The organism is Kribbella soli, from assembly GCF_004331345.1.
GTDB lineage: Bacteria > Actinomycetota > Actinomycetes > Propionibacteriales > Kribbellaceae > Kribbella > Kribbella soli.
Genome location: NZ_SJJZ01000005.1, coordinates 575,573 through 596,596 on the forward strand (window position 1 = coordinate 575,573; position 21,024 = coordinate 596,596).

22 protein-coding genes are annotated in these 21,024 nt (G+C 68.6%); 15 read left to right on the forward strand and 7 right to left on the reverse strand.

What is annotated here, in order from left to right; all coding sequences use genetic code 11:
* Window positions 1-106 precede the first annotated feature (106 nt).
* The 7 genes from E0H45_RS42705 to E0H45_RS38480 all read left to right on the forward strand — a co-directional run bounded on the left by E0H45_RS42705 (window position 107) and on the right by E0H45_RS38480 (window position 8,619).
* On the forward strand, window positions 107-1,459 hold the full coding sequence (locus E0H45_RS42705; RefSeq protein WP_238155633.1) for a lytic transglycosylase domain-containing protein: 1,353 nt from the start codon (window positions 107-109) through the stop codon (window positions 1,457-1,459).
* A 269-nt stretch (window positions 1,460-1,728) separates the two neighbouring features.
* Window positions 1,729-2,922 carry a lytic transglycosylase domain-containing protein gene (locus E0H45_RS38455; protein WP_238155634.1) on the forward strand — a complete coding sequence of 398 codons (1,194 nt, stop codon included), beginning with the start codon at window positions 1,729-1,731 and terminating at the stop codon, window positions 2,920-2,922.
* Window positions 2,923-2,946: 24 nt separating this feature from the next.
* Complete coding sequence (locus E0H45_RS38460; RefSeq protein WP_131347011.1) at window positions 2,947-4,041, forward strand: amidohydrolase family protein; 1,095 nt, start codon at window positions 2,947-2,949, stop codon at window positions 4,039-4,041.
* A gap of 109 nt (window positions 4,042-4,150) precedes the next feature.
* Window positions 4,151-5,491 (forward strand): N-acetylmuramoyl-L-alanine amidase, encoded by a 1,341-nt coding sequence (locus E0H45_RS38465; RefSeq protein WP_131347013.1) that lies wholly within the window; start codon window positions 4,151-4,153, stop codon window positions 5,489-5,491.
* A gap of 61 nt (window positions 5,492-5,552) precedes the next feature.
* A complete protein-coding gene (locus tag E0H45_RS38470) occupies window positions 5,553-6,785 on the forward strand; it encodes a sensor histidine kinase (RefSeq protein ID WP_131347015.1) in 1,233 nt (410 codons plus the stop codon).
* A complete protein-coding gene (locus E0H45_RS38475; RefSeq protein WP_131347017.1) occupies window positions 6,776-7,414 on the forward strand; it encodes a response regulator transcription factor in 639 nt (212 codons plus the stop codon). Before E0H45_RS38470 ends, E0H45_RS38475 begins: the two co-directional genes overlap by 10 nt.
* An 86-nt stretch (window positions 7,415-7,500) precedes the next feature.
* Window positions 7,501-8,619: a S1 family peptidase gene (locus E0H45_RS38480; protein WP_131347019.1), complete on the forward strand. Its 1,119-nt coding sequence runs from the start codon at window positions 7,501-7,503 to the stop codon at window positions 8,617-8,619.
* Between the two features lie 42 nt (window positions 8,620-8,661).
* Here E0H45_RS38480 and E0H45_RS38485 read toward each other — a convergent pair whose 3' ends face one another.
* From E0H45_RS38485 to E0H45_RS38495, 3 genes are read right to left on the reverse strand one after another with little or no spacing between them, the layout of a single operon-like run.
* On the reverse strand, window positions 8,662-9,444 hold the full coding sequence (locus E0H45_RS38485) for a peptidoglycan DD-metalloendopeptidase family protein (protein WP_131347021.1): 783 nt from the start codon (window positions 9,442-9,444) through the stop codon (window positions 8,662-8,664).
* Window positions 9,445-9,503: 59 nt separating this feature from the next.
* Window positions 9,504-10,853: a flotillin family protein gene (locus E0H45_RS38490; RefSeq protein WP_131347023.1), complete on the reverse strand. Its 1,350-nt coding sequence runs from the start codon at window positions 10,851-10,853 to the stop codon at window positions 9,504-9,506.
* Between the two features lie 22 nt (window positions 10,854-10,875).
* Window positions 10,876-11,070, reverse strand: a complete 195-nt coding sequence (locus E0H45_RS38495) for a hypothetical protein (RefSeq protein ID WP_130387656.1) — start codon at window positions 11,068-11,070, stop codon at window positions 10,876-10,878.
* 145 nt (window positions 11,071-11,215) lie between these two features.
* Between E0H45_RS38495 and E0H45_RS38500 the strand changes: the two genes are divergently transcribed.
* Window positions 11,216-11,599: a hypothetical protein gene (locus E0H45_RS38500; RefSeq protein WP_131347024.1), complete on the forward strand. Its 384-nt coding sequence runs from the start codon at window positions 11,216-11,218 to the stop codon at window positions 11,597-11,599.
* Window position 11,600: 1 nt separating this feature from the next.
* Window positions 11,601-11,768 (forward strand): hypothetical protein, encoded by a 168-nt coding sequence (locus tag E0H45_RS42710; protein WP_165546750.1) that lies wholly within the window; start codon window positions 11,601-11,603, stop codon window positions 11,766-11,768.
* Here E0H45_RS42710 and E0H45_RS38505 read toward each other — a convergent pair.
* Genes E0H45_RS38505 through E0H45_RS38520 form a run of 4 tightly spaced genes read right to left on the reverse strand, consistent with a single transcriptional unit; the run spans window position 11,734 to window position 15,725 of the window.
* A complete protein-coding gene (locus tag E0H45_RS38505) occupies window positions 11,734-12,561 on the reverse strand; it encodes a carbohydrate ABC transporter permease (protein WP_131347026.1) in 828 nt (275 codons plus the stop codon). The genes E0H45_RS42710 and E0H45_RS38505 overlap by 35 nt on opposite strands.
* On the reverse strand, window positions 12,558-13,454 hold the full coding sequence (locus E0H45_RS38510) for a carbohydrate ABC transporter permease (RefSeq protein ID WP_238155635.1): 897 nt from the start codon (window positions 13,452-13,454) through the stop codon (window positions 12,558-12,560). The genes E0H45_RS38505 and E0H45_RS38510 overlap by 4 nt, the downstream gene beginning before the upstream one ends.
* A 29-nt stretch (window positions 13,455-13,483) precedes the next feature.
* The gene (locus E0H45_RS38515) at window positions 13,484-14,773 is read right to left on the reverse strand and encodes an ABC transporter substrate-binding protein (protein WP_131347028.1); all 1,290 of its coding nucleotides are present in this window, start codon (window positions 14,771-14,773) and stop codon (window positions 13,484-13,486) included.
* 4 nt (window positions 14,774-14,777) lie between these two features.
* The gene (locus tag E0H45_RS38520) at window positions 14,778-15,725 is read right to left on the reverse strand and encodes a carbohydrate kinase family protein (protein ID WP_131347030.1); all 948 of its coding nucleotides are present in this window, start codon (window positions 15,723-15,725) and stop codon (window positions 14,778-14,780) included.
* Between the two features lie 126 nt (window positions 15,726-15,851).
* On the opposite strand from E0H45_RS38520, the gene E0H45_RS38525 reads away from it, so the two are divergent.
* From E0H45_RS38525 to trmD, 6 genes are all read left to right on the forward strand, one after another.
* Window positions 15,852-16,604, forward strand: a complete 753-nt coding sequence (locus E0H45_RS38525; RefSeq protein WP_131347032.1) for a DeoR/GlpR family DNA-binding transcription regulator — start codon at window positions 15,852-15,854, stop codon at window positions 16,602-16,604.
* The gene (locus tag E0H45_RS38530; protein ID WP_131347034.1) at window positions 16,601-17,944 is read left to right on the forward strand and encodes a 6-phospho-beta-glucosidase; all 1,344 of its coding nucleotides are present in this window, start codon (window positions 16,601-16,603) and stop codon (window positions 17,942-17,944) included. Before E0H45_RS38525 ends, E0H45_RS38530 begins: the two co-directional genes overlap by 4 nt.
* Before the next feature lie 175 nt (window positions 17,945-18,119).
* Window positions 18,120-18,659, forward strand: coding sequence for a 30S ribosomal protein S16 (gene rpsP, locus E0H45_RS38535; RefSeq protein ID WP_131347035.1), 540 nt, complete (start codon window positions 18,120-18,122; stop codon window positions 18,657-18,659).
* Window positions 18,660-18,664: 5 nt separating this feature from the next.
* Entirely contained in the window at window positions 18,665-18,916 is a 252-nt protein-coding gene (locus E0H45_RS38540; RefSeq protein ID WP_131292053.1) for an RNA-binding protein, read from the forward strand.
* A 243-nt stretch (window positions 18,917-19,159) separates the two neighbouring features.
* Entirely contained in the window at window positions 19,160-19,705 is a 546-nt protein-coding gene (gene rimM, locus E0H45_RS38545) for a ribosome maturation factor RimM (RefSeq protein WP_131347301.1), read from the forward strand.
* 1 nt (window position 19,706) lies between these two features.
* Window positions 19,707-20,906, forward strand: a complete 1,200-nt coding sequence (trmD, locus tag E0H45_RS38550) for a tRNA (guanosine(37)-N1)-methyltransferase TrmD (RefSeq protein ID WP_131347037.1) — start codon at window positions 19,707-19,709, stop codon at window positions 20,904-20,906.
* The last annotated feature ends 118 nt before the right edge of the window (window positions 20,907-21,024 follow it).

Below are 21,024 nucleotides of genomic sequence, written 5' to 3' on the forward strand. Positions count from 1 at the left end.
TCGGTCACGGCGCACCGGCTCCGGTTGTAGCCGACCTTCCGGGGGCTAAGATCATCCCTACGCCCGAGTGACACACCAATTGCGGAATGCGTCGAGGACGGTTCGGATGAGGCAGCAGTTCAAGAACCTGGACACTTGGCGGGGAAAACTGACCGCTACCTGGGTCTGCCTGGCTCCGCCCACCGCCATGGTCGCCGTGTTCGTGGTCGGCGGAGTCACCTCGAACACGTTCATCGTCGACGCGCATGCGCTGGCCGCCCCGCGGCAGGACGCGGTGTTCGACGACCTGGCTGACGACGTACCGAACCAGCCGGGTGTCGACGGCAGCCTGCCGACGCAGGAGAAGTCCACGGTCCAGGTCCCGATCACCGGTACGACGGACGGCACCGTGAAGCCGATCCCCGGCGTGTTCGGGGACACTTCGGGGATCCCGGGCACCGTGCTGGCGGCGTACCAGAAGGCTGCGCGCGACCTCGCGATGTCGATGCCGGGCTGTCACATCACGTGGCCGCTGCTGGCCGGGATCGGCAAGGTCGAGTCCGGGCACGCGAGCGGCGGCAAGGTCGACGCGAACGGCAACACCCGCGGCAAGATCCTCGGCCCGGTCCTCGACGGCGGCCCCGGGATGGCGGCGATCGCCGACACCGACCAGGGCGTGTACGACGGGAACACGACGTGGGACCGTGCCGTCGGGCCGATGCAGTTCGTGCCGGGCACCTGGAACGCGTTCGGTGCCGACGGGAACGGTGACGGGCTCAAGGACCCGCACAACGTGTTCGACGCGTCGCGGGCGGCCGGCGACTACCTCTGCTCCGGCGGCGCGAACCTGGCGGATCCGCAGGGTCTGGTCCAGGCGGTGCTGCGCTACAACCACTCGATGGACTACGTGTCAACCGTGCTGCGGTGGATGCAGACCTACAGCAAGGACACCGTGACGATCCCGGACAAGCCGGGAATCATCGACACACCGGACGACGACGGCAACAACGACGAGCGGGATTCGACCCGTACGACGACGTCGCCGTCGACCACCGCGCCGACAACGGCGCCCACGACGGTCCCGACCACCGTGCCCACCACGGCGCCGGCGACCACGCGGCCGACGACCGTCCCGACGTCACCTCGCCCGAGCGCGACCGGTTCGACGACGGCGACCCCGTCCGTGACCAACAGCCCCGGCACGACGAACCCGACGACGAAGCCGACCAGGCCGCCGCTGAGCCCGCCGCCGTCGACACCGACCACGACACCGACGACGACCACGCCGACGACCACGCCGACGCCGACGCCGACTCCGACCGACCCGACCTGCACGCCGACGGCGACCCCGACCGGGACGCCGACGACCACGCCGACGGTGACGCCCACGCCGACCCCGAGCCCGTGCAGCTCCACCGCCCCGGAATCGAACCCGAGCGAGCCGGCCTCCAGCCCGAGCGACGCCCCGGCCGCCGGCTGAACCCCGCCTGCCGGCTAAGGCCCGACTGGGATCGGCCCGAGCGATTGGTGTCCGGTCGTTGACGTTCGGTAGTGTGAGGTAGCGGCGATCGTTACCTCGGTGCCGGTTTTCCGAGGGGTTTCTGGGCGGCGTAACTTTGCGTCGTCTTGATGTAACTTTCTGGCGCGTGGTTCGTTGAAGGGGCTATGCGCCTAACCCGTAGTGGTAACCGTCGGGTCAAAATCATCATCGCTTCATTGTGTACGGCCCCGCTCCTGGTCGGGGCCATCGTGACCGTCGCCTCGGGCGGAGCCGGTGCCTCCGGACCGCTCACGGCAGGCAACCCGGTCGCCCCATCGCCTGGGGCCGGGCTGAACAGCGGTGAGTTCGACGAGCTGACGATGATCGTGCCGCAGCGTCCCGGAGTGGACGGCCGGCTCGGGTCCGACAAACCTGCCCGTGACGACGTCCCCGTGCAGGGGGCCACCGACGGCCGGTCGGTCGTCCGTCCCGGGCGTCCGGGTGCCGTGAACGGCATCCCGCGCGGGGTGTTCCCCGCGTATCGCCGCGCCACCGCGAATCTCGCGGTCGTGCGGCCGAACTGTGGGCTGACCTGGCCGCTGCTGGCCGGTGTCGGCAAGGTCGAGTCCGACCACGCGAGCGGCGGTCGCGTCGACGTGGCCGGCACCACCCGCGGCCGGATCCTCGGCCCGGTGCTGAACGGCCGGCACGGCAACGGCCGGATCACCGACTCCGACAAGGGTAAGTACGACGCGGATTCGACCTGGGACCGCGCGGTCGGCCCGATGCAGATCATCCCGCAGGTCTGGGACGAGTACGGGGCCGACGGCAACGGCGACGGCTACCGCAACCCGAACAACGTGTACGACGCGGTCACCACGGTCGCCGTGGTGCTCTGCGCCGAGGGTGACGACCTCCGCAGCCCGCGCGACCTGGTCGCCGCCCTGCTCCGCTACCAGCACTCCAAGGACTTCGTCGCCACCGTGCTGAAGTGGATGCGCGTCTACAGCAAGAACGCGGTCCTGGTGCCGAACGCGAAGGGCAACATCGCGAGCGCCAAGACGAACGGCAACGCCGACCGCCGGGTCGACCCACGGGACGTCCCGGACGTGCCGGACGACACCAAGACGCCGACGCCGACCCCGACCGCGGTGCCGACGACCACGCTGCCGACCGCGGTCCCGCCGTCCACGCCGTGGGCGACGCCGACGCTGCCGAAGCCGGTCGACACGCCGACCAGGACGCCCACCAGGACGCCGACGACGACGCCGACCAAGACCCCCACCAAGACGCCGACGAAGACGCCGACCAAGACGCCGACGCCGACCCCGACTCCGACCCCCACGCCGACTCCGACCCCGACGCCCACACCGACCCCGACGGACACCCCGTCCGGATCACCGTGCGCCGGCAACGAGACCACCACCCCGACCTGCACGCCGGGCGGCGGCTCGCACGGATAAAGGTTCGCCGGATACGGTCGCTCCATGAGTGATTCCGGCGTACTCAGGCTGGTCGGCACGGTTCTGCCGGCCGGTGAGCAGCAGGAGCTTCACCTCAGCGGTGGGCTGGTCGTCGACCGGCCCACCGCTGCTGATGTGACGACCGTGCACACCGGGGGCTGGATCGTGCCCGGTCTGGTCGACGCGCACTGCCACATCGGCCTCGACCAGCACGGCGGTGTCGGCGAGGAGATCCAGGAGCAGCAGGCGATCGCCGACCGCGAGGCCGGTGCGCTGCTGGTCCGCGACGCCGGTTCGCCGGTCGACACCCGCTGGATCGACGACCGCGCGGACCTGCCGAAGATCATCCGCGCCGGCCGGCACATCGCCCGCTCGAAGCGGTACATCCGGAACTACGGCTGGGAGATCGAGCCCGACGAACTGGTCGCCTACGTCGAGCAGGAAGCTCGCCGTGGTGATGGCTGGGTGAAGCTCGTCGGCGACTGGATCGACCGCGACGCCGGCGACCTGACCCCGTGCTGGCCGGCCGAGGCGCTGAACGCCGCGATCGCCCGCGCCCATGAGCTCGGCGCCCGCGTGACCGCGCACGTCTTCGGTGAGCACGCACTCCCGGATCTGCTGGCCGCGGGCATCGACTGCCTCGAGCACGGCACCGGCATCGAGCCCGGCCTGCTCAGCGAGATGGCCGAGCGTCAGGTGGCCGTCGTACCCACCCTGATCCAGCTCGAGAACTTCCCGCAGTACGCCGAGCAGGCCGAGGCCAAGTTCCCGGTCTACTCGGCCCACATGCGCGACCTGTACGAGCGCCGCCTGCACCGGCTGCGGGACGCCTTCGAGGCCGGCGTGCCCGTGTATGCCGGGACCGACGCGGGCGGTGTCCTCGGACATGGTCTGGTCGCGCAGGAGGTCCAGGCCCTCACCGAGATCGGTATGTCGGGGGAGCAGGCGCTCGCCGCCGGATCGTGGGCGGCCCGCGCCTGGCTCGGCGCGCCCAGCGAGCTGCGCCCCGGCGATCCGGCCGACCTGGTCGTGTACGACGAGGACCCGCGCGCGAACCCCGCCGTACTGACGCACCCGCGGCTGATCGCACTGCGTGGAAACGTGGTCTTCTCCCGGTGACGGGAAGAAATTCACTCAAACACTGGATGTAACGGAAGATCTTCCCTTAGCGTGGCTTCCGGGACCGCCGACGCCCCTCGGCGGACCAGATACGGGAAGGAACCGCCCCATGTCCCGAGTACCCAAACTGGCCGCAGTCCTGGCCGTCGGCGCACTCGCGCTCACCGCGCTTCCGAGCAACGCCGCCGAGCCGGCACAACCCACTGGTGAACCCGACCTCGCGGCCGCGTTCAAGACCGCGTCCGCGAAGTACGACGTACCGCGGGAAGTGCTGGTCGGTGTCGGCTTCGCCGAGACGCATCTCGACGGCCACAACGGCACGCCGAGCCAGGCGAACGGCTACGGCGTGATGCACCTGGCCGGCAACAACGTGAACAAGACGATGTCCGAGGCAAGCAAACTGACCGGACTGCCGGTCGCCGAGCTGTCCAAGGACGACACGTCGAACATCCTCGGCGCCGCCGCTGTTCTGGACTCCTACGCCGACCAGGCCGGCCTGACGGATCGATCCGATCTCGGCAAGTGGTACGGCGTGATTGCGAAGTACTCGCACTCCGCCGACGCGCCGACCGCGCGGCTGTACACCGACGAGGTCTACCGCGTGATCGCCCGCGGCGTCCGTACCGCAGGCGTCTCGACCGACCCGAAGAAGGTCACGCCGGCGCTCGGCGCCTACGCGAAGGTCGCCCCGATCGGGTCCAAGGCGTCGGTCCAGGCCGTCGACTACCCGGGCGCGATCTGGAACCCGGCCAGCACCAGCAACTACCGCGTCGGCCGGACCGCGGCGATCACCACGATCGTGATCCACGTGACCCAGGGCTCGTACGCCGGCACCATCAGCTGGTTCAAGAACCCGTCCGCACAGGTCAGCGCGCACTACGTGGTCCGCTCCAGCGACGGCGAGGTCACCCAGATGGTGGCCGAGAAGGACACCGCCTGGCACGTCCGGACCGAGAACCCGTACACGATCGGCATCGAGCACGAAGGGTTCGTCGACGAGCCGTCCTGGTTCACCGACGCGATGTACCGCTCGTCGGCGGCGCTGACCCGCAACATCGCCGACCGGCGGGGCATCCCGAAGGACAGGGCCCACATCAAGGGCCACAGCGAGATGCCGAACAACGACCACACCGACCCGGGACCGAACTGGAACTGGGACTACTACATGCAGCTGGTGAACGGCGGCGACCCGAACCCGCCGGAGTACAACTTCACCACCTGGGGTGCCGGTGTGAACGTCCGCTCGGCGCCGAAGCTGTCCGCGTCGGTCGTGACCACGCTGCCCGGCCCGACCCGCGTGTTCGTCGAGTGCCAGGTCCAGGGCGACACGGTGACCGCCGGCGGCTACACCAACAACTGGTGGGCCAAGCTGCGTGACCAGAACGGCTACATGACCAACATCTACATCGACGACCCGAACGCGAAGCTGCCCGGCGTACCGGACTGCTAGAAGGCGAAAGGTAGAGCCTGCTGTACCGACTGCGGCGCCGCGGGTGCCGCAGGATGGGTACATGCTCTCGAAGATCATTTCCCGGGGTGGCCCGGCCGCTGGGTATCTGGTGATCCGGTACCTGAAGTCGGTCACGTTGCTGGCCGCGATACCGATCAGCCTGCTTCTCGGCTGGGTCATCCCCGGTGCCACCGCAGGTCTGGTGCGGCTCGCGAACAGCGAGCGGTACCGCGCAGCGAAGTACCTCGGCCTGCCGCAGGCCGAGGAGCTGCCGCCGGCACTGCCGCGCCAGCCCGGAGACGTGGTGACGCTGTTCCGGGACAAGTCGTTCAAGCGGAGCCTGCGCTGCCTGCTGATGCCGGTGGTGATGATCCCGGAGCTGCTCGTCGCAGTGATCGCTGTGGTCGGTGCGCCCTCCGCAGTGCTCGGCATGCTGCTGTGGAAGCTTGACCCGGGCAACTTCAGCCTGATGGGTCTTGGCGTCGACAGCTGGCTGGAGGCACTCACCCTCGGTCCGCTGCAGATCGGCGCCAGCCTGTGGTTTCTGGGACGAGTGGCGCCCGCTCTGGCCCGTGGCCACGCCCGGACGGTGTTGAGGGCACTCGCACCGAGCGAGGAGCAGCTGGAGACAGCGAAGCTGGAGCAGCGTGTGGAGGAGCTCACCAAGAGCAGGGCCGGTGCTGTCGACTCACACGGCGCAGAGCTGCGCCGTATCGAGCGAGACCTGCACGACGGCACGCAGGCGCAGCTGGTGTCGTTGGCGATGCGGATCGGGATTGCCAAGCAGACGATGGCTGACGACCCCGAGAAGGCGGCCAAACTGCTGGACGACGCCCGTGACGGCGCAGAGCAGGCCATGACCGAGCTGCGCGGCGTACTGCGGACCATGTACCCACCGATCCTTGCGGACCGCGGTCTGGCCGGGGCGGTCTCCGCACTGGCCGCCCGCTGCCCACTACCGGTGGAGCTCCGCATCGGTGAGCTGGGCGAGGTCCCAGCAGCAGTAGAGGCCGCTGCGTACTTCGTGGTCGCGGAGTCCCTGACCAACATCACCAAGCACAGTGCCGCTGGACATGTCGACATACAGCTCGAGCGGCGCGGTTCTGAGCTCTACCTGGCTGTGACGGACGACGGCATCGGTGGAGCGCGAGTCAGCGAGCAGTCCGATCTGCTGGGCCGGGGGAGTGGCCTGCATGGCATGCTCCATCGCGTGCAGGCGATCGACGGTCACATGGAGCTGAACAGTCCGATCGGCGGGCCGACCACCGTCGAGGTGATCCTTCCGTGCAGGTGATCATCCTCGAGGACAACCCGATCCTCGCCGAGGGCCTGAGCCTGCTGCTCGACAACTCCGGCTTCCAGGTCGCCGCCGTCGCCACCGACGCGGACGAGTTCGCCAAGGCGATCGACGAGCACCAGGTGGACATCGCGATCGTCGACGTACGGCTGCCACCGACCTTCACCGACGAGGGCCTGCGCGCCGCGATCGAGGCCCGCCGCGTCCGGCCGGGGCTGCCGGTGCTGGTGTTCTCGCAGTACGTCGAGGAGGTGTACGCCGCCGAACTCCTGGCAGCCGGCAGCGAAGGCGTCGGCTACCTCCTGAAGGACCGGGTGTCCCGCGTCGACGAGTTCTTGGAAGCGGTACGCCGGGTTGCGGGCGGAGGGACTGTGCTGGACCCGGAGGTGGTCAGCCAGCTCATGGTGAAGCGGAGCAGCCCGCTGGACCGGCTCACGCCGCGCGAACGCGAAGTACTCGCACTGATGGCCGAAGGCCTCGGCAACACGGCGATTGGGGAGAAGCTGGTCATCTCCGACGGTGCCGTGCACAAGCATGTCGGCAACGTGTTCCTGAAGCTCGACCTGCCGCCGACCGACTCCGGCCACCGCCGCGTCCTGGCCGTTCTCGCCTACCTCGGTCTGTGAGCTCTTGACGCGCCTGACAACGTAGGCCACTCTCATCCAGAGAGCGCTCTCACGCACCGAACCGCCCCTAGGTGAGGAGAGTTCCGATGAAGGTCCTACTGGTCGCCGTACTCACGGCGGCTGTCCTGACTGTGCCCGCGCAAGCGTTGGCAGCACCAGAGCCGCTGGCTGTGCCCGGCCAATCTGCCGCCATGCAACGTGACTTCGGGCTGACCGAGCAGCAGATGCAGCAGCGCCTGGCCGCCGAGACCTCGGCAGCCAAGCTGTTGCCCGCGGCCCAGAAAGCGGCCGGCGTCGCGTTCGGCGGAGCCTGGTACGACGCGGCCACCCAGAAGCTGGTCGTCGGTGTGGTCGGCTCTGCGCGCGCAGCCGCAGTACGTGCCACAGGTGCGCAAGTGGCCGCCGTACCGGTGCCGGCAAAGGCGTTGGACCAGCAGAAGGCAGTAGTCGACAAGCTGGCCGGCAAAGCGGTGCCGGCTGCGGTCAGCGGCTGGGCTGCTGACCCGCGGACCGGCAGCGTGGTGATCAACGTCCAAGCAGGCAAGCGTTCCCAGGCCGTCGACGCGTTCGTCGCCAAGGTCGCCAAGGCCGGCGCGGTCACGGTCAAGGAGGTCGCTGCGCAAGCGCCACGCACCTTCGCGGCCGGCACCGTCGGCGGTGACCCGTACTACGTCAGCAACATCCGCTGCTCGATCGGCTTCTCGGTGTACGGCGGGTACGTGACAGCCGGCCACTGCGGCCGGAGCGGCATCGTGCGCGGCTGGGACGGCACGGACCAGGGCTCGTTCCAGGGCTGGTCGTTCCCCGGCAACGACTACGCCTGGGTCGCCACGGGTTATGGCTGGTGGACCGTACCGGTCGTGCTGGGCTGGGGACAGGTGAGCGACCAGCTGGTCCGCGGGTCGTGGGAGGCGCCGATCGGTTCGTCGGTCTGCCGCAGCGGTTCGACGACGCACTGGCACTGCGGGGCGATCCTGGCCAAGAACGAGACGGTGAACTACGGCAACGGTCAACTGTTCTACGGAGCGACCAAGACCAGCGTCTGTGCCGAGGGTGGCGATTCTGGCGGGTCGTTCATCACCGGTGACCAGGCGCAGGGCGTCACGTCCGGCGGCTGGGGCAACTGCAGCAGCGGCGGCGAGACGTGGTTCCAGCCGGTCAACGAGATCCTGCAGGCGTACGGGCTGACGTTGCACACCGCTTGACGGCTTGTGGGATCCCCTTGCGCGCAAGGGGATCCCACAGGTTCAGCAGATCGGTACGCCGGGTAGCTGGGCGTTCGGATCGTCGATGTAGATGTTGCTGATGAAGCCGTTCTGGTCACGTAGCTTCGACCACCAGTTGTTGGTGTAGCCCTCGGCGTTCACGGTGTCGCCCTGCTTCTGGCAGAGCACCCACACCGAGGTCGGTCCGGCCAGCGTGGTCACGACCGGCGAGCTCAGGTGCGCGTCGGAGCGGACGTTCACGCCGGAGCCCCAGGTCATGTAGTTCTTGCCCGGGCCGGAGCAGCCGTTGTCGCTGGTGAGGAAGTAGGAGCCGTACGAGCCCGGGTAGGCCAGTCCGGACCCGTTGATCACGATGTTCTGACCGACGCCGTTGAGCAGCTGCTCGTAGTGGATGTGCGGACCGGTGGAGTTGCCGGTACTGCCGGTGACACCGATCTGCTGGCCCTGCGAGACCTGCTGGCCGTTGGCGACGGAGTAGGCGGACAGGTGGAAGTAGTAGGTCTTCCAGCCGCCGCCGTGCTCGATGGCGATGTAGTTGCCGGCGCCGCTCGGTTGCGAGAAGCGGTACGCCGTACCACCGGCGGATGCGAGCACCGGCGTACCGTTCGTCGTCCCGCCGTCGGCGCGGATGAAGTCGAGTGCGCGGCGGACCTCACCGGAGTGGTGGCTGTAGGTCCAGCGTTGGCCACACGGGAACGGGGCCTTGAAGTTCGGCGCGGCCTGCGCCTGCGTCGGCACCGCCACCAGGGTGGCGGCGCCGAGCAGGAGCGCGGCGAGTACTGCGAGAATCCTTCCGGGCGGCATGCTGCTCAGTGTCAGACGTCAAGCAGCAACCTTCAACGGTTTGCGCCTGTAGTTAATTGTCAGGCGGTTTCGTCCGGAACCGACTCCAGTTTCGGGGTCTCGTCCTTCTTCGTGGCCAGCGAGTCGATCAGCTGCTTGGCCAGCGCGAAACCGGAACCGCCCATCGTGATGGTCTTCACCAGGGTGTCCTCGATGCCCTGGGCACCGTTCAGCACGACCATGTTGCCGACCTTGTCGAACGAGCTCGCCGCGGCGGTGACGATCTCCGGGTAGGCCTCGGCCAGCTGCTGCGCGACGACCGCCTCGGTGTTGGTGGCCAGCGCCTCGGCGCGCGCCTTGATACCGGCCGCTTCCGCCATCGCCTTGGCCTGTACGGCGGACGCCTCGGCCTTACCGTTCAGCTCGGTGGCCTTCGCCTGCGCCTCACCGCGCAGCTGGACCTCCCGGGCGTTCGCCTCGGCGGCCGCGATCTGCGAGTCACGGGCGGCCTGGGCCAGCGTGCGCTGCCGGTACGCCTCGGCGTCGGCCGGCTTCAGCACCGTCGACTCCAGCTGCTTCTCGGCCAGCGACGCGTTCAGCTTGGCGGTCTCCGTCTCGGCGACCACGACCTCCTGGCGGGCCAGTGCCTCGGCCAGTGGACCGGACTGCGACGCCTTCGAGTTCGCCTGGTCGACCTCGGCCTGGTAGCCGGCCTGGGCGATCGAGCTCTCCCGGACCGCCGCGGCCTTCTGGGCGGCGGCGGCCTGCTCGCGCTCGGTCGCCTCCCGGTCCCGCTCGGCCTGCGCGATCCGCGCCGCGGCCTCGACCGCCGCGGCCTGCGGACGGCCGAGGTTCTTGATGTAGCCGGACTCGTCGTCGATCTCCTGGATCTGGAGCGAGTCCACGACCAGGCCGAGCTTCTCCATGTCCCCGGCCAGCGAGCCGCGGATGTTGGTGGTCAACGTCTCCCGGTCGTGCAGCATCTCCTCGACCGTGGTGGAGCCGACGATCGCCCGCAGGTGACCCGCGAACAGCTCGTGGATGGTGCCCATCACCTGCTCGTCGCTCTGCTCCAGGAACCGCCGGGCGGCGTTCGCGATCGAGCCGTAGTCGTCACCGACCTTGTACGCCGTGACGCCCTTGATGTGCAGCGGGATGCCCTGGCTGGACACGCACGTCACGGTCAGCGGCGTCGCGCGGATGTCCAGCGGCAACCGCCGGACAGTCTGAAAACCTGGGAGAACCGCGGTGCCGCGGCCGACGACGATCTTGAAACCGAGGGTCTCGTTGACCTGCTCGGTGCTCGAGTGTGCGCCGAGGCCCGAGATGATCAGCGCCTCGTTCGGCTCCGCCACCCGCCAGACCATCCGGAACAGGATCAGAAGGACGACCACCGCGACTGCCGCGGTGATCAGGTACGTCCAGAGCATTTCCCCTCCAAGGGAACGTCAGTTAGATGGCGCGAGCGACGTACACGGTGCGGGGTGGGTCGAAGTCGACGACGACAACCTGCGTCCCCACCTCGAGCACCTCGTCGGTCGCCGGGTAAGCGTAGAAGGCCTCGGTGGCACCCCGGACCGGCAACATCACTTCGCCGACGATCCCGGGTGCGATCCGGCCGATCACCCGCCCCCGCTTGCCTACCATGTTGCCCCTCCGACGCACTTCCGCCTGCTCCAGTTCCCCGAAGCCTAGACCACGGCCGGTGGCGTGATCGCGCCTTGTGATCGGCGGCTCGCGGGCGCATGGTTGTGATGTCCGCACGCACGGCCTGGGGGGATGGGGAGGGGCCATGGCCGAAGACGTTCGGCTCGAGGTCGTCGAAGCGGAGGCTGACGAGGACCAGCTCGAAGTCCTGGCGCTGCTGCTGCGACAGGAGCTGTTGATGCTCGACGTGGACTCGGTCGAGCCGTATCAGGAGGGCACCGCGCCGGAAGGCTCGAAGGGCGGTCCGGCGGCAGTCGCCGGGCTGCTGAGTGTTTCGGTGGCGCCGGGACTGCAGGCCCTCGGCTCGATCATCGTGGTGATCCGGGAATGGCTGCGCCGATCGGGATCCGTACGGACCGTGAAGGTCACCATCGACGGCGACGTGATCGAGTTGAGCGGCGCCACCGGCGAGCTGCAGCAGCAACTGGTCGACGCGTTCGTACGACGGCACGCCGGGGCGGACGTGTGAGATGGACGGCGCCCGGGTCGCGCTCGTCGTCGCGAACGATCAGTACGACGACCCCGGCCTGAGACAACTCGTCGCCCCGGCGCAGGACGCGGCGACCGCGTTCGTCGGCAACGCGCTCGTGATCGCCGCTGTGCTCAGCCGCGCACTGCGCCTTCCGTCGCGCCCTTGATGAACTGGCGGGCGAAGATCGCGAACACGATCACCAGCGGGATCATCGCCAGCAACGCGCCGGTCATCACCATGCTGTAGTCCACACCGTGCGAGCGGTTCAGTGTCGACAGAGCGACCTGCAGCGTCACGTGGTCCGGGTTGGTCAGCACGATCAGCGGCCACATGTAGTCGTTCCAGGAACCGACGAACGTGAAGATGCCGAGGAACGCCAGCGCGGGCCGCGCCGACGGCAGCGCGACGTGCCAGTACGTTCCGAAGAAGCCGCAGCCGTCCAGCGTCGCGGCCTCGATCAGCTCGTCGTGGATCGAGTTCTGGAAGTACTGCCGCATCCAGAAGATGCCGAACGCGTTCGCCGCGCCTGGGATGATCAGCGCCTTCAGTGAGCCGACCCAGCCGAGGATCGCCATCGTCTGGAACTGCGGTACGGCGGCCAGTTGCGCCGGCAGCAGCATCGTCGCCAGCAGGATCACGAACAACGCGTTCCGCCCCGGGAACCGGAACTTGGCGAACGTGAACGCCGCCAGCGAGTCGAAGAACAGCACCAGCAACGTGGTCGAGATCGCCACGACCGCGGTGTTCGCCATCGACTGGAAGAACGCGACGTTCTCCAGCACGTGCCGGACGTTGTCGCCGAAATGACCGCCGAAGCTGAACTTCGGCGGGAACCGGTAGATGTCCGCGGTCGTGTTGGACGCCATCACGATCGTCCAGAAGAACGGGAACATGAACACCAGCAGCGCCAGCCCGAGCGCCGCGTGCAGCGCGAGGCCGCGCAGCCGGTACCGCGTCATCGGTCCTCACTCCGTCCACGGAAGATCCGCCAGTTGATTGCCGTGAACAACAACACGAGCGCGAAGATGCTCAGCGCGATCGCCGCGGCGTACCCGTAGTCGTTGTCCAGGAACGCGGCCCGGTAGAAGAACAGCACCACGGTCATCCCGCTCTGCCCGGTGCCGCCGCTGTTGCCGACCATCACCTGCGGCTCGGTGAACGTCTGCAGTCCGCCGATCGTCGACATGATGACGGTGAACAGTACGACGGGACGCAGCTGCGGCAACGTGATCGAGAAGAACGTCCGTACCACTCCCGCCCCGTCCACCTTCGCGGCCTCGTACTGGTCCTTCGGGATCGCCTGCAGACCGGCCAGGTAGATCAGCGTGTTGTACCCGACCCACTGCCACACGATCATCGTGGAGATCGCGATCTTGATGCCCCACGGCTGCCCGAGCCAGTCCTGCTGCGGGATGCCGAGCGAGCGCAGCGCGGCGTTCACCAGACCGAAGTTCGTGCTGAAGATCGAGCTGAAGAAGATCGCCATCGCGACCAGCGACGTGACGTTCGGGATGAAGTACGCGATCCGGTAGACGTTCGTGAACCGGACCGCCGACTGCAGCATCACCGCCAGAATCAGCGCGAGCACCAGCGTCGGGACCGTCGACATCAGGAACAGTACGACGGTGTTCTCCAGCGACTGCCAGAACGTCGGGTCCTTGACCAGGAACGCGAAGTTGTCCAGCCCGGTGAACCGGCGCGCGCTCAGGCCGTCCCAGCGCTGGAACGCCAGCACGATCGTGGACAGCATCGGGTACAGCCCGAACACCGCGAACAGGACGTAGAACGGCGACAGCGCCAGGTAGAACCGCCAGTACGACCAGATCTGCCGCTTGACGGGTGTTTTCGTCAACGTGGGCGTGGACACAGTCGCCGTAGCTGTCACTGCACCCCCTGCCGCTTGGCGATCGCCTTCGCCTTCGAGACGGCGGCGGACCACGCCGCGTCCGAGGTCTTGGCGCCGGTCTGCACGGTCTTCAGCTCGTCGTGGAACGGCGCGGCGACCGCGTCGTCGAACGGGCTCTGGTACGCGACCGGGATCGCCTTCGCGGCCGGGCCGAAGACGTCGATCGGGACCTGGCCGCCGAAGAACGTGTCGGCCGCCTTGAGCTGCGGCTTGTCGTACGCCGCCGGCGTCGACGGGAAGATCTGGGCGTCGGCGAACGCCTTGGCCTCGTTGTCGGCGCTGAGCATGTACTTGATCACGTCGAACGCCTTCTGCGGATCGGCGGCGTTCTTGGTGATCGCGAGGAACGAGCCGCCGAAGTTCGCCGCACCGCTCGGTGTCGGTGCGAGCCGCCACTTGCCCGCGGTCTTCTTCACCGCGGACTTGATGTCCAGCGCGACCCAGGCCGCCCCGATATGCGCGGGCACCGTGCCCTGGTCAAGGCCGGCGTTCCAGTCCGGCGAGCCGCTCGGCGTCTTGCCGTCGATCTTCATTGTCATCGCCTTGACCGAGGTGTCCCAGGCCTTGCGGATGTGGTCCTGGTCGCCGATGAACTTGTTGTCCTTGGAGATGTACCGCTCGGTGCCCTGGCCGATGACCATGTCGTAGAGGTCGGTGGCGTCCCAGACCAGCAGCGCCTTCGGGTTCTTCGCCTTCAGCTGGACACCGGCGGCGAAGAAGTCGTCCCAGGTCTTGAGCTGCTCGGCCACCTTCGCAGGGTCGCTCGGCAGCCCGGCCGCCGCGAAGACGTCCTCGCGGTAGTACAGCGCGGTCGGGCCGACGTCGATCGGCAGACCGATGACCTTGCCGTCCAGCGTGGTGGCCTGCTTGACCTTCCACTCCAGGTAGTCGCCGAGGATCGAGTCGGCTCCGACGGTCTTCAGGTCCACGAACCGCTCGGCCTGGGGCAGGAGCGACGCGATGTCCTCACCCTTCAGGCCGGTGATGTCCGGGATCGACGTACCGCCGTTGAAGGTGGTGATCAGCTTCTGCTTGAAGTCGCCGCCGATCTCGGAGTACTTGATCTTCGGGTCCGGGAAGTGCGCGATCGTGTCGTCCAGCACCGACTTGCCGAGACCGCCCGGCCAGCACCACATGGTGAGCTCGGTGGCGACGTTCTTCTTGGCCGGCGTACCGGTGCTGTTCATTCCTGACGAGCAGCCGACCAGCGACCCGCCCGCTACGGCTGCGAAGCCCCCGAGCAATGTCCGACGTGAGAGCTCCATGGTTCTACCTTCCTGAGTGTGCACTGATCAGTGCCTGGAGGTGGTGGTCTTCGGGATGGGCTGCCTGCCAGGCCACGAGGTCGGCCCAGCGCGGTGCGGCGTCCGCACCGCCCAGCCGAGTGACGGAAAGCGCCGCGGTGAGTGCGGCGAACCGCACCCGCAGCGCCAGCGGCAGGTCCCAGAGCGTGGCGGCGATGAAGCCGGCGGCGAACACATCACCCGCCCCGGTGGTGTCCGCCGCCGGGACCGCATACGCAGGTACGGCGACTTGCTCGCCAGTACTCGCGTCGAGTGCAGTGGCGCCCGCAGCACCGTTGGACACGACCACCAGCGGCACCTGCTCCGCCAACCGGCGCATGGCCTGCTCTGGTGAGTCCGTCCGCGTGTAGTGCATGGCCTCGTCGGCGTTCGGCAGGAAAACGTCGCAGTGCTGGAGCTGGTCGAGCACTGCCGGGTCCCACTGCTCGGTCGGGTCCCAGCCGACGTCTGCGAACACCACGCTGCCGGCCGCCTTCGCCTTCGCCAGCCACTCGTTCGGCCAGGATCCGATGTGGGCGGCGACGGCTCGAGCAGCCGGCGGCGTGGTGATCAGCTCGTCGGCCGACAGCAGGGGAGGGGTACCCCGGGTGACCAGTGCCCTGTCGTTGTCGTAGGCAAGGGCCACGGTGAGGGGCGTCTGCCAGCCGGCGAGTCTGCGGGAGAGTGTCAGATCGATGCCCTCGGCGGTCAGGTACGTCCAGACCCGGTCACCGTCGGCGTCCGCCCCGAAGGCCGCGGCCATGCCGGTCCGCAGCCCGAGCCGGGCGAGGGCGACCGCGAAGTTCGCGATGCCGCCCGGGCTCTCGTGGGACTCGGTGGCCCAGACCTCGGTGCCGGGACGCGGCGCAGAAGGCAGGCCAAGCACCAGGTCCTGGAAGACCAGACCGGACACCACTACGTCCAGCTCATGCATGCTGCGCCACACTCCTGCACGCTCGATCAAACTCGTGCACGAATCTAAAGTCGAGTGCGCAAGATGCGCAATACCTGATCAGAAGATTGACTGAGAATGACGGAGTTTGCGTGATACGGTCTCTCTGTGTTGCCAAAGCAGCGTCAGGATCAGATCGTCCGCGCGCTCCGGGTCGACGGGGCCGGGGGCGTCAAGGTGCTCGCCGGGAAGCTCGGCGTCAGCGAGGCCACCATCCGGCGCGACCTCGAGCAGCTGCACGCCGAGGGTCGCCTGACCCGCGTGTACGGCGGTGCGCTCGCGGTCGACGGCGGTGACGAACCGTTCGCCGACGTGAACGCCGTCCATGCCGAGCAGAAGGACCGGATCGCGCGTCGTGCTGCCGAGCTGGTCGCCGACGGCGAGTCGGTGCTGCTGGACATCGGTACGACGGCACTCCGGGTCGCACAGCACCTGCACGGCCGGTCGTTGACCGTGGTGACCAGCAACCTCGCCGTACTGGAGGAGCTGCAGAACGACGAGCAGATCGAGCTGATCGTGCTGGGCGGGTTCGTGCGGCGCAGCTACCGGTCGCTGGTCGGCTACCTGACCGAGGAGAGTCTGCGGCAGATCCATGTCGACTGGCTGTTCCTGGGGACCAGTGGGGTCCGCCCGGACGGCCGTGTCATGGACAGCACGATGATCGAGGTGCCGGTCAAGCGGGCGATGATCAACGCCGCCGACCGGGTGGTCCTGCTCGCCGACCGGACGAAGTTCCCGGGCCACGGCGTCGCTCGGGTGTGCGAGCCGGGGGAGCTCTCCATGGTCGTCACCGAATCTGACTCCGACAAGGCAACCTGTGCCCAACTGACCGAAGCGGGAGTAGAGGTGGTTCTGGCGTGAAGCTGACGATCCTGGGTGGGGGCGGTTTCCGGGTTCCGCTCGTGTACCACGCGCTGCTCGGCGACCGTGGAGCTGGACGGATCACCGACGTTGTCCTCTATGACACCGACCGCACGCGGCTTGCGGCGATCGGAGCCGTGCTCCGCCAGCAGGCAGCCGGCCCCGAGCGGCCCCCGGTCGTGACCGAGACGACCGACCTCGATGCGGCGTTGCGCGGTGCCGACTTCATCTTCTCGGCCATCCGGGTGGGCGGCCTCGAGGGGCGCACCATCGACGAGCGGGTCGCCCTCGGCCTCGGCGTCCTGGGGCAGGAGACCGTCGGCGCCGGTGGGATCGCCTATGGGCTGCGGACGCTGCCGGTCGCCGTGCAGATCGCTCAGCGGATCGCGGCGGTCGCTCCGGAAGCGTGGACCATCAACTTCACGAACCCGGCCGGCATGGTGACGGAGGCGATGATTCCGTACCTGGGCGACCGGGTGATCGGCATCTGCGACTCCCCGTCGGGTCTGGGGCGGCGGGCGGCGCTGGCACTCGGTGTGGACCCGTCTACTGCGTTCTACGACTACGCCGGCCTGAACCACCTCGGCTGGCTGCGCGGGCTGCGGTCCGGCGGAGTGGACCGGTTGCCGGACCTGCTGCAGTCGGCCGATGCGTTGGCCTCCTTCGAGGAGGGCCGGCTGTTCGGTGTGGACTGGCTGCGGTCGCTGGGGTCGATTCCGAACGAGTACCTGCACTACTACTACTTCGCTCGCGAGACGCTGGCCGCCGTACAAGGGGTGCGGCAGACGCGGGGCACGTTCCTGCTGGAGCAGCAGTCCGCGTTCTACGCCGAGACCGGGGAGCATCCCGAGCAGGCGTTCGAGCTGTGGCAGAAGACCCGGGCCGAGCGCGAGTCGACGTACATGGTGGAGAGCCGTGAGGTCGCGGACGCGGGGGAGCGGGACGAGCGCGACATGGCGGCCGGTGGGTACGAGCAGGTCGCGCTGTCGCTGATGCGGGCGATCGCTCACAACGAGCGGGCCTCGCTGATCCTGAACGTCCGCAACCGCGGCGTACTGCGTCACCTCGACGACGACGCCGTGGTGGAGATCCCCTGCACCGTGGACGCCAACGGGGCACTGCCGGTGACCGTGTCACAACTGACCGACCACCAGGCCGGTCTGGTGAGCGCTGTGAAAGCCGTCGAGCGCGCGACCATCGAGGCCGCGACCACTGCCTCCCGGGACACGGCTGTGAAGGCGTTCGCCTACCATCCGCTCGTGGACTCGGTGACGGTCGCCCGCAGCCTCCTGGATACGTACGTCGACCATCTCCCGAACCTGGCGTACCTACGCCCCTGAGGCCAATTGGTTGGGCAGCCCTGTTTCTGGCACAATGGCCTGCTGAGTCCGTCCAGGTTCTGTGCAGCCCTCTAACTCCACTGCCCGGCCGGCCCATCGAGCTGTCACTGTGTTGTCCCCACGACGCGTCGTGCAGTTCATCAAGACAGTAATTTCCAAGGGAGACCCCACAAACGTGGCAGTCAAGATCCGTTTGAAGCGCATCGGCAAGAAGCGCACCCCGCACTACCGCATCGTCGTCATGGACGCCCGCACCAAGCGGGACGGCCGGGCGATCGAGGAGATCGGGATCTACAACCCGAAGACCGAGCCATCGTTCATCCGCGTTTCGTCGGAGCGGGCGCAGTACTGGCTGGGCGTCGGCGCGCAGCCGAGCGAGGCCGTCGAGGCGATCTTCAAGGCCTCCGGCGACTGGCAGAAGTTCAAGGGCCTGGACGCCCCGGCGCCGCTGCGGGTGGCCGAGCCGAAGCGGGACAAGCAGGAGATCTTCAACGAGGCGCTGGCCGAGGCCCACGGCTCGCTGAAGACCGAGGCGGTCACCGCCAAGAAGGCGGCGAAGAAGGCCCCGAAGTCCGACGACACCGCGAAGGACGAGGCTGCCGCCGAGGCGCCGAAGGCCGACGAGGCCAAGGCTGACAAGGCCGACGACGCGAAGGCTGAGGCCAAGGCCGACGAGCCGAAGGCCGAGGCTGCGGCCGAGACCACCGAGGCCTGACGATGATGGAGACCGAGGCGCTCGAGCACCTGGTCCGAGGCATCGTGGACAACCCCGACGACGTCAGCGTCCGGGCCCGGAACCTGCGGCGTGGCCGCACCCTCGAGGTGCACGTCCACCCCGACGACATCGGCAAGGTGATCGGCCGCAACGGCCGCACCGCCACCGCGATCCGCACCGTCGTCGGCGCCCTCAGTTCCGAGTCCTCGCTGCGCATCGACTTCGTCGACGAGTTCAACCGGCGCCCGCGCCGCTGACTCGGTAGTCCACAGCAGTCCTGTGAGGGGCCGCACCCGGTCTGGGGTGCGGCCCTTCATCTAAGAGGTCACGCGGACAGGTGGCGCCTGCTGCGCACCGCCCCGCGGGCACTGGGCGGCGTTGTCGTCGGTCGCCGGGACTCCGTCCCGTCTCCCTCCTCCGCCTTGCCCAGCACTCCGCGGGACGGCGCTCGCGACGGCGCCACCTGACCGCGTGACCTCTAGTACAAAGGAGTAATGCAGGTGTTGGTGACCGTCGGGCGGATCGGCCGCGCACACGGGATCAAGGGCGAGGTCGGCATCGAGGTGCGCACCGACGAGCCGGACCGCCGGTTCGCCGACGGCGCGACCGTCGTGACCGATGCCAAGGTGTCCCGGACCCTGACCATCGCCTCGAGCCGCTGGCACAGCGGGAAGCTGCTGGTGAAGTTCGCCGACGTGCCGGACCGGACCGCGGCGGAGCAGCTGCGCAACCTGTTCGTGCAGTGTGAGGTCCCCGAGGACGAACGCCCGGAGGACCCGGAGGAGTACTACGACCGCGACCTGGTCGGCCTCGCGGTCCGCACCACCGACGGCGCCGACGTGGGCGAGGTGACCGACGTCGTGCACCTGCCGTCGCAGGACCTCCTGGAGATCCGGCGTACCGCGGGCAACCTCGTGCTGGTCCCGATGGTCGAGGAACTCGTCCCGGAGATCGACATCGACAAGCGGTACGTCGTCGTGGCGGACCGCCCCGGCCTGCTCGACCCCGAGGGCGCAGAGGTGGTCCAGACCGAGCCGGGAGACTGACATGCGCCTGGACGTCGTCACGATCTTCCCGGAGTACCTGGCCGCCCTCGACGTCTCCCTGGTCGGGAAGGCGGCCAAGAGCGGCCTGCTGGACATCCACCTGCACGACCTGCGCGAGTGGACCCACGACCGCCACCGGACCGTCGACGACACCCCGTACGGCGGCGGAGCGGGCATGGTGATGAAGCCGGAGCCGTGGGGACAGGCGCTGGACGCGGTCGCCCCCGTGGACGGTCCCTCGCAGCCGCGGCTGATCGTGCCGACCCCGGCCGGGCGGCCCTTCACGCAGGAGCTCGCGTACGAGCTCGCCGCTGAGCCCTGGCTCGCGTTCGCGTGCGGCCGGTACGAAGGCATTGACGCGCGCGTCGCGTCGTACGCCGGCGAGCGGATGCGCGTCGACGAGGTGTCCATCGGCGACTACGTGCTGAACGGCGGTGAGGTCGCCGTACTCGTGATGGTCGAGGCAGTGGCTCGCCTGCTGCCCGGCGTGATCGGCAACCCGGAGTCCCTGGCGGAGGAGTCCCACTCGGGCGACGGCCTGCTCGAGTACCCGGTCTACACGAAGCCGCCGAGCTGGCGCGGGTACGACGTACCTGAGGTCCTGCTGTCCGGAAACCACGGCCTGATCGCCGACTGGCGCCACGACGAGTCGGTACGGCGTACTGCGGAACGTCGGCCGGACCTCCTGGCAGCGTGGGGCGATGTGGTCGCTCAGAAGGACGACGCCACCTCAGCGGTCCGCCTGCTGCCCGCTACGGCTGCTGACGCGGGCGAGATCCACGTACTGCAGCTGGCCGCCTTCCTGTCCGAAGCGCAGCTGTACGACGACTACACGATCCCGCCGCTGACCGACGACCCTGCCGCGACTGCCGCCCGCCTGGAGCGGGGGACCGTCCTGAAGGCCGTGGCCGGCACCCGCATCGTCGGATCGGTCCAGCTCCTCGTAGACGACACGGTCGGACAGATCGAACGGCTCATCGTCGCCCCGGACTGGCAGGGCCGCGGGCTCGGCGCTCGCCTGCTGCGTGCGGCCGAGCAGGTGGCTCCCGCCGAGGTCACGTCGTACGCGCTGAACACGGGCGCGCTGAGCGACCGGAACCTCGCCCTGTACCGGAAAGCGGGCTACCGGGAGCTCAGCCGGGAGCCCCAGACGCCCAAGGTCGACCTGGTTCGGCTGGGCAAACGCAGACGCCGTAAGTGATCACCCTGCGCGGTCGACGGCACCGGATTTCGTCGCCGTGCGGGGCGTGTGGCAAGATTGTCTGTTGCTGCCCTTCGGTGCTCCTGCCACAGGGGGTGACCACCGACCGGCAGCCTTT